Below are 14,660 nucleotides of genomic sequence, written 5' to 3'. Positions count from 1 at the left end.
CAAAAAACCTCATAAAACGAATGAATATCATATAGATAGGGTAAAGAAACCGTCCTCTACCAATGTTTACTGGCAAGACTGAAATCTGTCATCGAACACTTGACCATCTGTTGAAATCTTGGTCTATACTTAGCCATCACACAATTTGATGACTATGGAAAGATGGCTTCTCAAACTTCTCAAAAAACCAATAAAAAAGTTTGGCTTTTATTTGCAATCATCGTTGGTTTGGTCATTATTCTCATTACCTTAAGGTTTACTGAGACTACTAAAAAATCTACAACCGACAGTCCGCCTAACACAGCTAAAAAGACGGAGCAAAAACCTGCACTCACAGTAACAGTCGTTGAGCCAGTATTACAAAACTGGAAACAAAGCTTTACTGCCAATGGCAATGTCGCCGCATGGCAAGAAGTGGTAATTGGTAGTGAGTTATCTGGTCAACGTCTCACTCGAGTCAATGTTAACGTTGGTGATCAGGTTAAACGTGGACAGGTTTTAGCCGAAATAAATAGCGATACGATTCGTGCAGATCTTGCAGCATCCAAAGCCAGTTATGCAGAAGCTCAAGCAGTTCTTGCAGATGCAGCAGCTAATCTTAAACGTGTTCAGCAGCTAAAAAATACTGGCGCTATCTCAGTTCAAGAGTCTGCGCAATATCAAACATCTCAAGCGACCGCCCAAGCACGCTTAGATGCAGCCAAGGCACAAATTGAAAGTAATGAATTGCGTTTAACCCAAACCAAAGTTGTTTCCCCTGATAACGGCGTGATTTCTGCTCGTAGTGCAACTGTCGGGTCTTTAGCTCAAACAGGACAAGAATTATTCAGGTTAATTAGAGATCACCGCTTAGAGTGGCGGGCTGAAGTAACCACAACCGATCTCTATAAACTAAGACAAGGTATGGACGCTGAAATTATTTCTCCAGACCCTACTCAACCGAAAATTAAAGGTAAAGTGCGAATGATCGCACCTGTTATCGACCCACAAACACGCTATGGGATTGTGTATGTCGATTTACCTTCGACACAAGCTGTTCGTATGGGTATGTTTGTTAAGGGTGAATTTAATCTGGGAGAAAAATCGGCACTTACTCTGCCTCAAAGTGCATTATTACTTCGTGATGGTTTTACTTACATTTTCACAGTTGACCGTCATAACCGTGTGACTCAGCAAAAAGTAACCATAGGACGTCGTTTAGGTAATCGTGTTGAGATTCTAGATTTACCTGCAAATGTCAAAGTTGTCTCATCGGGTACAGGCTTTTTAAGTGATGGAGATCTCGTGAGCATCGCGAAAGAAATTCCTGATACACCGCTTAGTCAAAAACTTGTTACTCAGCAGGAGCGTTAAGATGAATGTTTCTGCATGGTCAATTCGTAATCCGATTCCCAGTATTTTACTATTTATCATGTTGGGTTTAGCGGGTTTGTTATGTTTTCACTGGATGAAAATCCAACAATTCCCCGATATTGAACTTCCAATGGTAACCGTGACGGCAGCACTTCCGGGCGCGGCTCCCCCACAATTGGAAACGGAAGTTGCACGTAAAATTGAAAACTCGATTGCAACTTTACAAGGCCTCAGAAATCAATATACCAATATTCAAGATGGCGTAGTGAGCGTCACAGCCGAATTCCAACTAGAAAAACCACTCCAAGAAGCCGTAGATGATGTACGGAATGCGGTTTCTCAAGTACGCTCAGATTTACCTGCGGATTTAAGAGATCCAATTGTCAGTAAAATTAATTTATCTGGCTCACCCATCTTAACTTACACCATCCAATCTCCAAAAATGGATGAAGAAGCACTCTCATGGTTTGTCGACTATGATATTTCACGTGCCATGCTCCAAGTGAAAGGAGTTGGTGCGGTATCACGTGTTGGTGGTGTCACACGACAAGTTGAAGTTGAGTTAGATCCTGAAAAATTACTCGCACTCAATGCAACGGCAACCGATATCAGTCGTCAGCTACGTCTACTCCAACAAGATGCTTCAGGCGGACAAACCAAAATAGGTGGCAGTGAACAGTCGATCCGTACAATCGCTACAGTACAAACAGCAGCAGAAATTGGTGCGATGGATATTGCACTCAGTGACGGCCGCCACATCCGGCTCGATCAAGTTGCGACAATTCGTGATGGTATTGCAGAGAGACGCTCAGCTGCGTTATTGAATGGAAAACCAGTGATCGGTTTTGAAATCACGCGTAGCAAAGGCGCAAGTGAAGTTGATGTTGAAAAAGGCGTTATCCTTGCATTGGATAAACTCAAAGCATCTCATCCTGATCTTGAAATCACCGAGGCATTTAACTTTGTTCAACCTGTTGAAGAAAACTATAAAGGTTCAATGGCACTACTTTATGAAGGTGCCCTGTTAGCTGTACTTGTCGTGTGGTTATTCTTGCGTGATTGGCGCGCAACAATTATTGCTGCAACGGCCTTACCACTCTCAATTCTACCTGCCATGATTGGCATGTATTATCTAGGTTTTACTTTAAATATTGTCACCTTATTGGCTATGTCTTTGGTTGTCGGCATCTTAGTCGATGACGCAATTGTAGAAATTGAAAATATTATTCGGCATCTGAGGATGGGCAAAACACCTTATGAAGCGGCGATGGAGGCTGCTGACGAGATTGGTCTTGCAGTCATTGCTACAACGTTTACCCTAATCGCCGTCTTTTTACCAACCGCCTTTATGAGTGGTATTGCAGGTAAATTCTTTGTGCAATTCGGGTGGACAGCATCACTTGCTATTTTTGCATCGTTGCTTGTGGCCCGTTTGCTAACCCCAATGATGGCAGCCTATATTCTAAAACCTTGGGTGGGAAAAATTGATCACCCATTACAGAATGGCTCTGTAAATGACCAAGGAGAAACCGGACTAGCCAAAGATCGTGAAAATGATGGACAAGTCATGCGCAGATATATGCGATTGGTGACTTGGTGTATTCGCCATCGCTGGATCACCTTATTTGGTGCAATCCTGTTTTTTATCGGTTCACTGATGCTTATTCCATTACTACCAACTGGTTTCGTTCCGCCTCCAGATACTGGACAAACCCAAGTACGCTTAGAATTAACACCGGGTTCACAGTTTGCTGATACATTAAAAACTGCAGAATACGCCCGCAACTTAATTAAAGATCATCCTGAAATTAAAAGTATATATACTACCATCGGTGGCGGTGCAGCAGGTACAGATCCCTTTGCTGGTGGTGCATCAACTGAACCACGTAAAGCAACCTTAACCATTCAAACAACTGAACGTAAAAATCGTAGTGCAAGTCTTCAGCAAATCGAAGATCAAATCAGACAAAGGCTTGCCCCTCTCCCAGGTGCAAGGATTCAAGTCGGTATCGCTGGAAACAACAGTCAATATCAATTGGCTCTTTCAGGTGATGATCCCGAAGCACTGATTTCAACAGCTCGACAATTGGAAAGAGAGTTACGTACGATTCCGAATATCGGTAGTGTAAATTCAAGTGCTGCATTAATTCGCCCAGAACTAGTGATCCGTCCTGACTTTGCAAAAGCCGCTGATCTAGGGGTTACCACCTACGATATTGCTGAGACACTTCGGATTGCGACTGCGGGTGACTTTGATCAAAACTTGGCAAAACTAAATCTATCGCAACGGCAAGTTCCCGTAGTCATTAAACTTCCTTTATCAGCTCGACAGGATCAAGAGTTGATGAAACGTCTTATTGTCAAAGGTAGTCGTGGCCCAGTCATGCTCGGCACTATTGCTGAAGTCAATATTGAAAGTGGTCCTTCGCAAATTGATCGCTTTAATCGTATGCGTAATATCAATTTAAATATTGAACTTAACAACCAGCCTTTAGGTGATATTGCAGCCCAAGTTGACCAATTACCGACCATGCAAAATCTGCCACCGAGCGTGACACGTACTAACATTGGTGATGCAGAAGTTATGCAAGAGTTATTTTCTAGCTTTGGTCTCGCCATGCTAACAGGCGTATTGTGTATCTATGTGGTTTTAGTACTTTTATTTAAAGATTTCTTACAGCCGATCACCATTTTAGTAGCATTACCATTGTCATTAGGCGGCGCTTTCGTCTTACTCCTTTTAGCAAAAAGTAGCTTTTCCATGCCGAGTCTAATTGGATTAATCATGCTAATGGGCATCGCAAGTAAGAACTCTATTTTATTGGTTGATTACGCCATCATTGCACGTAATGAAAAGGGTTACTCTCGTTTCAATGCCTTACTCGATGCCTGCCATAAACGTGCACGACCGATTATCATGACCACATTGGCGATGGGTGCTGGAATGTTACCTATTGCTTTAGGTGTGGGAACTGATCCGAGTTTCCGCTCACCCATGGCAATATCAGTAATTGGCGGATTGATCACCAGTACATTCTTATCCTTGTTGGTTATTCCCGTAGTTTACACATTTATTGATGATATTCATCAAAAGCTGTTTAACTTCAGAAAGAATAAACCCTTACCAACAGAAACTTCCTAGTAAAAAATTAAAAAGACGGTTTCATTACCGTCTTTTTTAACAATAGGAATATCTATGACTTCGCTAATGCTTTTTCAATATCCGCTTCCAAAGCTTCTGGCTTAGTTGTTGGTGCGTAGCGACCCAGAACTTCACCATTGCGTCCAACTAAGAACTTAGTGAAATTCCATTTGATATTACGACTACCTAAAATTCCTTTTGCCTCACGGGTTAAGAAACGGAAGATCACATGTGCTTCAGGTCCTTTAACGTCTACCTTGGCAAACATGGGGAAATTAACACCATAATTGCGCTGGCAGAATGCCCCTATTTCCTTATTCGTACCTGGATCTTGTCCACCAAACTGATTGCATGGAAAACCTAATACCTCTAAACCTTGAGATTTATATTTTTCATAAAGTTTCTCAAGTCCCGCAAATTGTGGTGTAAAACCACATTTACTTGCTGTATTCACAATCAGCATCACCTTTCCTTTGTAATCAGAAAGTGCTTTTATTTCTCCCTCTAACAACTCAGCTTCGAACTGATAAATGTTACTCATGGGTAAGTTTCCTCGTCATTTTTTTCTTCTGTTTTAAGTTGTAATGATGCTGAATTTACGCAATAGCGTAATCCAGTCGGTTCTGGGCCATCTTCAAACACATGCCCTAAATGTGCATCGCAATCATGGCAAACAATTTCTGTTCTAACCATGCCATGTGAAGAATCGTCATGCTCCTCTATGGCTAAATTATCAATCGGTCGATAAAAACTTGGCCAACCAGAGCCACTGTCATATTTAGTTTCAGAAGAAAATAATTTCGCACCACAGCAACGACATACATAAATCCCTTTTTGTTTACTATTCCAATATTGTCCAGTAAACGCTGGCTCAGTACCCTTTTTACGGGTAATGCGATATTCTTCTGGTGATAACTCTCTTTGCCATTCTCGGTCAGTTTTATTGACTTTTCCCATGAAAAAACTCCTTTAAATCTATGAGATTCAATGTCATGCTTCATGCTTTCCATATTTACGCTAGTCCTTGATAAATTTCTAGCGAAATTTCAAAATAGATTGTGCGTTTTCGGTAATCTATTTTTTCTTAACTTACAAAACATTGGATGGAATTATGTCCGTTATCAGTAACACTACGCCACGAGAAATTAAGAAATCATCTAAGCTCGAGCATGTTTGCTACGACATTCGTGGACCTGTGTTACGAGCCGCCAATGAAATGGAAGAACAAGGGCACAAAATTATTAAGCTCAATATCGGTAACCCTGCACCATTTGGTTTTGAAGCACCGCAAGAGATTATCAATGACGTTGCTTTAAACTTACCCAATGCAATTGGTTACACCGATTCTAAAGGTATTTTCCCTGCACGTAAGGCAATCTGCCAGTACTACCAACAGAAAGGCATCTTTGATATGCACGTCAACGATGTGTATGTTGGAAATGGTGTTTCAGAACTTATCGTTATGGCAATGCAAGGCTTGCTAGACGACGGCGATGAAATGTTAGTTCCGATGCCTGACTATCCATTATGGACAGCGGCAGTGAATCTGTCTGGTGGTACAGCAATTCACTACAAATGTGATGAGGAAAACTACTGGTATCCCGATATTGCCGATATGGAGAGTAAAATCACGCCCAATACACGTGGGATCGTGGTAATCAATCCAAATAACCCAACAGGTTCAGTCTACCCTCGTCACGTTTTGGCGCAAATCGTTGCTTTGGCAAAAAAATATGATTTGATTTTATTTGCTGATGAGATTTACGACAAAATCATATATGACGGTATAGAACACGTTTCAGTTGCGGCATTGGCTGGCGATCAACTCTGTGTGTCATTTAATGGCTTATCTAAAGCATATCGTATCGCAGGTTATCGTGCAGGCTGGATGGCGATTACAGGTAACAAGGCCCGTGCTGCTGATTATATCGAAGGTCTAGACATGTTGGCTTCGATGCGTCTATGTGCGAACCATCAAGCTCAATATGCGATTCAAACAGCTTTGGGTGGTTATCAATCGATCAATGACTTAATACGTCCAGGTGGTCGCCTGTATGAACAACGTAATATTGCGTGGGAAATGCTAAACGAAATCCCTGGTGTAAGTTGTGTTAAACCAGAAGGTGCAATGTACTGTTTCCCTAAACTTGATCCAACAGTGTACGCAGTTGAAGATGATGAAGCGTTAATGCTTGATTTATTAAAAGCAGAAAAGGTTTTACTCGTGCAAGGTACAGGCTTTAACTGGCCAACGCCTGATCATTTCCGTGTGGTATTTTTACCTGCAGAAAATGAGCTTCGTGAAGCAATTAACCGCTTAGGTCGCTTCCTAGCCACACGTCGTTAAGCAAAAAAATTAAAGCAATGTCTGTACAAGACATTGCTTTTTTTAATTTTAGAATAGTTCGTCTGTCATTACACAAAATTGCACCAAGATGATGCACCTATATTAAACCCCCAAAAAAATTAAAATAAGTACCTAATATTATTTAAATTAATAAGAAAATTCTTTCAAACCACTTCAGTCACTTAAATCTTTAATCAAATCTACTTTTACTCTAGACAAAGGTCTAATAAAAAATAATTTTGCCAATGATTTAAATGCTAAAACTTCAAATAATAGCTCCCGATGTCATGTCGGATTTGACATAGCACTTCGGTGGAAAACTAAAAAACAGGATTGTGATTGATGATTAAAACGGTTAAATCATTAGGATTAGCATGTACCCTACTTGCAGCTTCAGTTTCATTGTATGCAAAAAATAATGTCGTTATTATGGCGACAGGTGGCACGATCGCAGGTGCAGGCGCGAGCTCAACCAATAGTGCAACCTATACAGCAGCAAAAGTTCCTGTAGAGACACTAATTAACTCAGTTCCTCAAATTAAAGATCTAGCAAATGTCAGTGGTATCCAAGCCCTACAAATTGCATCTGAAAACATTACCGATAAAGAGCTTTTATCGCTGGCACGTCAAGTCAATGATTTAGTTAAAAAACCATCTGTGAATGGGATCGTGATTACACATGGTTCAGACACACTTGAAGAAACTGCATTCTTTTTAAATCTTGTTATCCATACTGACAAACCGATTGTTCTAGTTGGTTCAATGCGCCCATCTACTGCTCTTTCTGCGGATGGACCACTTAATTTATATAGTGCTGTTGCCCTTGCTTCATCTGATGAAGCAAAAAATAAAGGCGTACTGGTACTGATGAATGACTCAATCTTTGCTGCACGAGATGTGACCAAAGGAATAAATATCCATACCAATGCCTTTGTTAGTCAATGGGGGGCATTAGGAACAGTTGTTGAAGGAAAACCATATTGGTTTAGAAACAGTATTAAACGACATACCAAAGCATCAGAATTTAATATTGAACAGATTAAAGGTGAACAGCTACCCGTTGTTCAAATCGTATATGGTTCAGACTCAATGAAACCTGATGCGTATCTTGCTTATGCAAAAGCTGGAGCACGAGCAATCATCAACGCAGGTACGGGTAATGGATCTGTTGCAAAATATTTAGTTCCAACCTTACAACAACTACACAATGATAACGGGATTCAAATTATCCGTTCTTCTCGTGTGGCTCAAGGTTTTGTTTTACGTAATGCTGAACAACCTGATGATAAATATGGTTGGGTAGCTGCACATGATCTTGATCCACAAAAAGCACGCATTCTCGCGGCATTGGCACTCACTAAAACCAATGATGCAAAAGAAATTCAACGGATGTTCTGGGAGTATTAATTTACGTCCATAACGACTAAACCGATGTATATGATCAAATCGCATATACATCGGTTTTTTAGTTTCTGAGTCGAATACAAAGCAGATATGATCTTATTGCAAAAATATTAGACAACAGCCATAGACAGAGCGTGTTAGAATAATCGGCGGTCGCGTTAAGGATAGATCTATGCAGTTTGTTCATCTTGGTATTCATACAGAGTTTTCGATTACAGAGTCGATTGTTCGCATACCCGATTTGGTCAAAGCTGCTATAAACGATGAAATGCCTGCTCTGGCATTAACTGACCTGTCAAACCTACATGCTGCAGTGAAGTTCTATGAAGCATGCCTTAAGAAAGGAATTAAACCGATTTTAGGCAGCGTCATTCGACTCAATGATGCTGAACATCGCGCCACACTATTAGCAATGAGCAATACAGGTTGGAGAAACCTGACTGAAATTGTGTCCCGCGGTTTTATCGAGGGGCAACAACTCAGTATTCCTTGCGTCCAAAAAGAATGGGTACTCGAACAATCTGAAGACTTGATTATCTTGCTTGGGCAACACAGTGATGTGGGTAAAATGCTCTGCTCTTCAAACCCACAAAAAGCTGAACCGTTATTAGAAGCATGGATAGAAAAATTTGGTAACCGTGTTTATCTAGCATTAACACGTACCGAACGCGCGGGTGAAGAAGACTTTATCCAAGAAGCAGTCAAACTCGCCGCAAAATACCAAATTGGTGTTGTTGCGCATAATGACATTCATTTTATTGAAAAAGACGACTTTTACGCACATGAAGCCCGTGTTTGCATTGCGGATGGTTATGTACTCGGTGATGATAAACGTCCCAAAAACTATAGTCCCGAACAATATTTCAAAACTGGGCAACAAATGTCTGAACTTTTCTCAGATATTCCAAGTGCAATTGAAAATACATATTACGTCGCACAGCGATGCAATGTAGCACTCCAACTCGGAACCTATTTCTTACCAGACTTCCCTATCCCTGATGGTTATACCATTGATACCTATTTTGAGCATCTGTCTCGTCAAGGTTTAGAGGAGCGCTTAAACCATCTTTATCCAATATCAGAGCGTGATGAGGATTGGGAAGATATTCGAAAACCCTATGATGAACGAATCAAATACGAAGTTGATATCATCTTAAAAATGGGTTTCCCCGGCTACTTCCTCATCGTTATGGACTTCATCCAATGGGCAAAAAACAATGGGGTACCTGTCGGGCCGGGACGTGGTTCTGGTGCAGGTTCACTGGTCGCATATAGTTTAAAAATTACCGACCTCGATCCACTCCGATATGACCTACTCTTTGAACGTTTCTTGAACCCTGAACGTGTTTCAATGCCCGATTTCGATGTCGATTTCTGTATTGCAGGTCGAGATCGCGTTATTGAATATGTTGCGCAGAACTATGGTCGCCAAGCTGTTTCCCAAATTGCAACGTTTGGTACCATGGCTGCAAAAGGTGCTATTCGAGATGTTGCACGAGTCTTGGGTAAATCATACGGACTCGCGGACCGTATCTCAAAAATGGTGCCAACCAAACCACTTGGCGTTGATCTAGCGACTGCGATTGATATGGAGCCGCAACTTAAAGATATCGTTACCAATCCATCCAACCCAGACAATGATGATGCGGCTGAGATCTGGGAAATGGCGCTTAAACTTGAAGGTATCACACGAAATACAGGTAAACACGCGGGTGGTGTAGTTATCGCTCCCGGAAAAATTACCGATTACTCTGCGGTGTTATGCGATCCAGATGGTACCAACCGTGTAGCGCAATATGACAAGGATGATGTCGAGGCAGCAGGACTCGTCAAATTTGACTTCTTGGGTTTACGGAACCTCACGGTGATCGAGGATGCCGTTCAGAATATTAATAAACGAATCAAATCTGAAACTCCACTCGAAATTGCAAATGTCCCTTTAGACGATAAAGATGCATACTTAGTCTTTGCTGAAGCGAATACGACTGCGGTATTCCAGTTTGAATCCGTCGGCATGAAAAAAATGCTTAAAGAAGCAAGACCAAGTAAATTTGAAGAAATTATTGCCTTCGTTTCTTTATATCGTCCGGGTCCAATGGATCTAATTCCCGACTTTATTCATCGTATGCACGGTGGCGAGTTTGAATATTTACATCCATTACTCGAAAGCGTTTTAGAACCGACTTATGGCATCATGGTTTACCAAGAACAGGTCATGCAAGCAGCACAATTCTGTGCGGGTTACACCTTGGGTGGTGCAGATTTACTTCGTCGAGCAATGGGTAAAAAGAAACCTGAGGAAATGGTAAAGCAACGCCAAATCTTTATTAAAGGTGCTGCTGAAAAAGATATTGATGAAGCCACAGCCAATCATATCTTTGACTACATGGAAAAGTTCGCAGGCTATGGTTTTAACAAATCACATGCGGCTGCCTATGCACTGGTTGCTTATCATACCGCATGGTTAAAAGCACACTATCCATCAGAATTTATGGCAGCGGTACTATCATCGGAAATGCAGAACACTGACAGTATCGTGTTCTTGATTGATGACTGCCGTAACAATAAGTTAGAAGTACTTCCTCCGTCTGTAAATATGTCCTTATATCATTTCCATGCCAGTGATGAACGTACCATTGTCTACGGTTTAGGTGCGATTAAAGGTGTTGGCGAACAGGCAATGCAGTCTGTGATCGACTCACGCATTAAAGAAGGTCCATATAAAGACTTATTCGATTTCTGTCATCGTATTGACCTAAAAAAGATTAACAAACGTACCTTAGAAGCGCTTATCCGTGCCGGTGCATTAGATTGTCTCGGCATAGAACGCTCAAGCTTGATGGCGCAACTTCCAGAAGCCGTACAAGCAGCTGAGCAAGCACGTAGTAACCGAGAAACAGGAATTATGGATCTGTTTGGTGAAGTTGAAGAAGTTCAACGAAAACCAGCCAAACCTGTGAAGCCTTGGTCTGATGAAGTTCGTTTAAAAGGTGAAAAAGATACGCTCGGACTGTATTTGACAGGACATCCGATTGATGTTTATCGCCAAGAGTTAAAAGCCTTTATTCCAGCCAAATTAAATGAACTTACACCGACACGTCGAGGGGTCACAACTGTTTTTGCAGGGTTAGTCGTAGATATTGCTAACTTCCCGAATCGAATTATGATTACCTTAGATGATGGCACTGCACGTGTAGAAATCAGTTGCAATCATGAACGTTTCCAACGTTACAAAGATATTGTTCGACTCGAACAAGTCGTTGTAGTCGAAGGCGAAATCTATGAACGTGAAGGTTATGATCGCCCAATGGCCCGTTTAAGCAAAGCATTTAGTTTAAATGACATCCGCCAAAAGCGTGCTCAAAGTATTCAAGTACAGCTAAGCCCTGATTTAATGACCAAATCCTTAGCCAAAGATCTACAAGCTATTCTGCTTCCGTATTGTAATGTCGATATGAGTCAACATATTGGTTTACAGTTACAAATTGAGCAAAGCTTTGCCTATGCTGAATTACATCTTGGACCACAATGGAAAGTTGCCCCTCAAGATGAATTACTCGCTAAATTACGTGATTATTTTGGAAAAGATGCTATTTTCATCGAATATCAAGTGAAATCAAAAGCTGCCAAAGCAATTGAAAAACCTAAAGTTAGCACTGTCGCAACACCTCCTGAAAATATGTCTATGGATGAAGCCTTGGATCTTTATCAAGCCGAAGTTTCTCAATATTCTTAAATTTGGATGATATATGAATCAGTTTGAGCAAAATAATATGACCAAACCTTTGGATCATGTCCGTATTGTTATGGTCAATACAACTCTCCCTGCAAATATTGGTAGCGCTTTACGTGCGATGAAAACCATGGGATTATCCAAATTAGTTTTAGTCGCACCTAAAACATATCCTCACCCAGATATTGATGCCTTGGCGGCAGGCGCACAAGATCTAATCGAACATATCGACATTGTAGAAACACTCGAACAAGCGATTCAAGATTGTCATCTGGTGTTTGGAACCAGTGCTCGTAGTCGTACCATACCGTGGCCATTATTAGATGTAAGACCAGCAGCAAAAGAAGCACTTCACACGGCGTCACAACAGCAAAACATTGCTATTGTTTTTGGTCGTGAAGACCGTGGTCTGACAAATGAGGAGCTCGCCCTCGCCAATTATCATTTAACAATTCCTGTAAATCCTGAATATGGTGTGTTAAATGTCGCACAAGCCATTCAAGTTGTATGCTACGAGTTAAGAATGGCGGCACTGGAGCAAATCAGTCCAGTGGTTGACACATCAAATGAGCAAATGCAACTTAAACAACAGCAAACCATGCAATGGGACGAACCGCTTGTAACCCAACAGCAAATGGAAGAGTTTTATCCTCATTTTGAGAAAATGTTGACTGAAATTGAGTTTTTAGATCCTGATAATCCCCGTTTACTCCCTTTACGCTTGCGTCGTTTATTCGGAAGGATACAATTAGATCGTATGGAATATCATTTATTACGCGGTGTTTTTAGTCGTGTACAGTCTTTGGCAAATGGTTCATGGAAAAAATCTCAATCGGAGGATCATAACAAATGATTAAACAGCTTAAAGAAGATATTGAGGCTGTATTTGCACGTGATCCTGCAGCACGCAATACGCTTGAAGTTTTAACCACTTACCCAGGAATTCATGCATTAATCATGCATCGTATGGCGCATGAACTCTGGAAAAAAGAGTTTAAAGGGACTGCACGTTTACTCTCCTCTTTCAGCCGTTTTGCCACTGGTATTGAAATTCACCCTGGTGCAAAAATTGGTAAACGCTTTTTCATCGATCATGGTATGGGGGTCGTGATTGGTGAAACTGCTGAGATTGGGAATGACGTCACCCTATATCATGGCGTTACACTGGGTGGTACCACATGGAATAAAGGTAAGCGTCATCCAACCTTAGAAGATGGTGTGGTGGTTGGTGCAGGTGCGAAGATCTTAGGCCCTTTCACAGTTCACAAGGGTGCGAAAGTTGGATCGAATGCTGTTGTTACTAAGGAAGTTCCAGCAGGCGTTACTGCGGTGGGTAGTCCTGCCCGCTATATCTTTAAACAACAAAACACCAAAGAACAGACAGAACAAGAAGCTTTGCGACGTGATTATGCAGAGAGTATTGGTTTCGAACCGTATGCGACAACGGAAGATCAATCCGATCCGATTCTAGAAGGCATTCGGGTATTGCTTGATCGCATGCAAAAGAATGAAAAGCGTATGAATACACTTTGCCAAAGACTATCTCTGCTTGATCCGACTTTTAACGGTCAGAATTCTAAAACTCAACCATATAGTAAAGAAGAATTAAAAATCATCGAAGAAGTACGTCGTGAATGTGAAGCGCAAAGTACAACCTTTAAAACCGAGTAAGTTAAAAAAATATAACATCTCGTACATTGCAAGTTGGTTCCGCTTTTCCTAGACTAGCGGAACCAATCATTTTTATCCTCTTACTAAAATTAATGGATGTAGATCATGAATTTTAAGCCCTTGGCATTACTTGTACTTTCAACCACTTTTCTAACGGCTTGTGGCGTAGCCCCAACAAAAAAAGAAAATGTTGCTGAGCCATTTGTATTTAAAGAACCTGATCCTACTCCAGCATTCTATGCTTTAAATCCAATTCAATACGATGCACCACCGAGTTTTGAGTTAGCTATCAAAGAAGCTGCTGCACAACCAGTGACTAAAATGGTAGTTTCTCTCCAAAGTGATCCATCTAAATCAATGACTTTAGATGTAAACAAAATTATTATTCCGACGATCGATAGTAAACAACGTAATGTCAAATATGCGGTGCTTGCGGGTGAAAATGAAGTTGATGTGACTGAGATTGATGATTTCTTACAGCTTGTCGAAGGTAAAGCGCGTCACTATCCGCCACGTTTTACTGAACGCCAAGAACGTAAAGGTTATGAAACTAAGCTCAAAGAAATCACACATAAGCTGGATGCGCTCGCAGAAAAACCGAATGCATCATTTGATGTATTATCGCGTGCATTTAAAGCCAGCGTCATGGCACGCAACCTTGATCTAGGAACATCATACACCTCCAAGTCGTTAAACTATGCACAACGTATTCTTGCGATGAGTCCAAATGATCCTGAAACCAATTTCTGGTTTGGATTTGGCTTGTCTGAAGGTGGTGGTCAGCGCGAAGCTATCCCTTATTTAGATAAAGCAATTAAAGGCGGTGTACAAGAAGCATATCTTTCTGCTGCAAACAACTATTTATGGTTAGAGCAAAAAAGAAATGCAATTCAAACTCTCAGAAACTATAAAATCAAGTTCCCTGATGAGGCTGAAGTCGCAGATCGTTTAATTCGTGAAATTGAATCTGGTAAGCGCTGGAACGTGTGGCAAGTGATGAATTAATTTTT

General features: G+C 41.1%; 10 protein-coding genes. 8 read left to right on the top strand and 2 right to left on the bottom strand.

Features of this window, described 5'->3' with window-relative positions; all coding sequences use genetic code 11:
- The first annotated feature begins 162 nt into the window (after window positions 1-162).
- On the top strand, window positions 163-1,353 hold the full coding sequence (locus DS737_RS07375; RefSeq protein WP_075315691.1) for an efflux RND transporter periplasmic adaptor subunit: 1,191 nt from the start codon (window positions 163-165) through the stop codon (window positions 1,351-1,353).
- 1 nt (window position 1,354) lies between these two features.
- Window positions 1,355-4,495 carry an efflux RND transporter permease subunit gene (locus tag DS737_RS07370; protein ID WP_113997206.1) on the top strand — a complete coding sequence of 1,047 codons (3,141 nt, stop codon included), beginning with the start codon at window positions 1,355-1,357 and terminating at the stop codon, window positions 4,493-4,495.
- A 52-nt stretch (window positions 4,496-4,547) separates the two neighbouring features.
- Here the strand turns inward: DS737_RS07370 and DS737_RS07365 are convergent, their stop codons facing one another.
- Window positions 4,548-5,036, bottom strand: a complete 489-nt coding sequence (locus tag DS737_RS07365; RefSeq protein WP_004639367.1) for a glutathione peroxidase — start codon at window positions 5,034-5,036, stop codon at window positions 4,548-4,550.
- Window positions 5,033-5,452, bottom strand: a complete 420-nt coding sequence (msrB, locus tag DS737_RS07360; RefSeq protein ID WP_004639368.1) for a peptide-methionine (R)-S-oxide reductase MsrB — start codon at window positions 5,450-5,452, stop codon at window positions 5,033-5,035. The genes DS737_RS07365 and msrB overlap by 4 nt, the downstream gene beginning before the upstream one ends.
- Before the next feature lie 154 nt (window positions 5,453-5,606).
- Here msrB and DS737_RS07355 point away from each other — a divergent pair, with 154 nt between their 5' ends.
- From DS737_RS07355 to DS737_RS07330, 6 genes are all read left to right on the top strand, one after another.
- Entirely contained in the window at window positions 5,607-6,842 is a 1,236-nt protein-coding gene (locus tag DS737_RS07355; RefSeq protein ID WP_004639369.1) for a pyridoxal phosphate-dependent aminotransferase, read from the top strand.
- A 339-nt stretch (window positions 6,843-7,181) separates the two neighbouring features.
- Complete coding sequence (locus tag DS737_RS07350) at window positions 7,182-8,249, top strand: asparaginase (RefSeq protein ID WP_100833590.1); 1,068 nt, start codon at window positions 7,182-7,184, stop codon at window positions 8,247-8,249.
- Between the two features lie 169 nt (window positions 8,250-8,418).
- Window positions 8,419-11,982: a DNA polymerase III subunit alpha gene (gene dnaE / locus DS737_RS07345; protein WP_008941295.1), complete on the top strand. Its 3,564-nt coding sequence runs from the start codon at window positions 8,419-8,421 to the stop codon at window positions 11,980-11,982.
- A 13-nt stretch (window positions 11,983-11,995) separates the two neighbouring features.
- Window positions 11,996-12,832, top strand: coding sequence for an RNA methyltransferase (locus DS737_RS07340; RefSeq protein ID WP_113997205.1), 837 nt, complete (start codon window positions 11,996-11,998; stop codon window positions 12,830-12,832).
- Entirely contained in the window at window positions 12,829-13,650 is an 822-nt protein-coding gene (gene cysE, locus DS737_RS07335) for a serine O-acetyltransferase (RefSeq protein ID WP_004639373.1), read from the top strand. Before DS737_RS07340 ends, cysE begins: the two co-directional genes overlap by 4 nt.
- 105 nt (window positions 13,651-13,755) lie before the next feature.
- A complete protein-coding gene (locus tag DS737_RS07330) occupies window positions 13,756-14,655 on the top strand; it encodes an ABUW_2363 family tetratricopeptide repeat lipoprotein (protein WP_005081200.1) in 900 nt (299 codons plus the stop codon).
- Window positions 14,656-14,660: the final 5 nt, after the last annotated feature.

The sequence above is a fragment of the Acinetobacter haemolyticus genome (assembly GCF_003323815.1).
GTDB lineage: Bacteria > Pseudomonadota > Gammaproteobacteria > Pseudomonadales > Moraxellaceae > Acinetobacter > Acinetobacter haemolyticus.
This window is presented reverse-complemented; position numbering and strand designations above follow the sequence as displayed.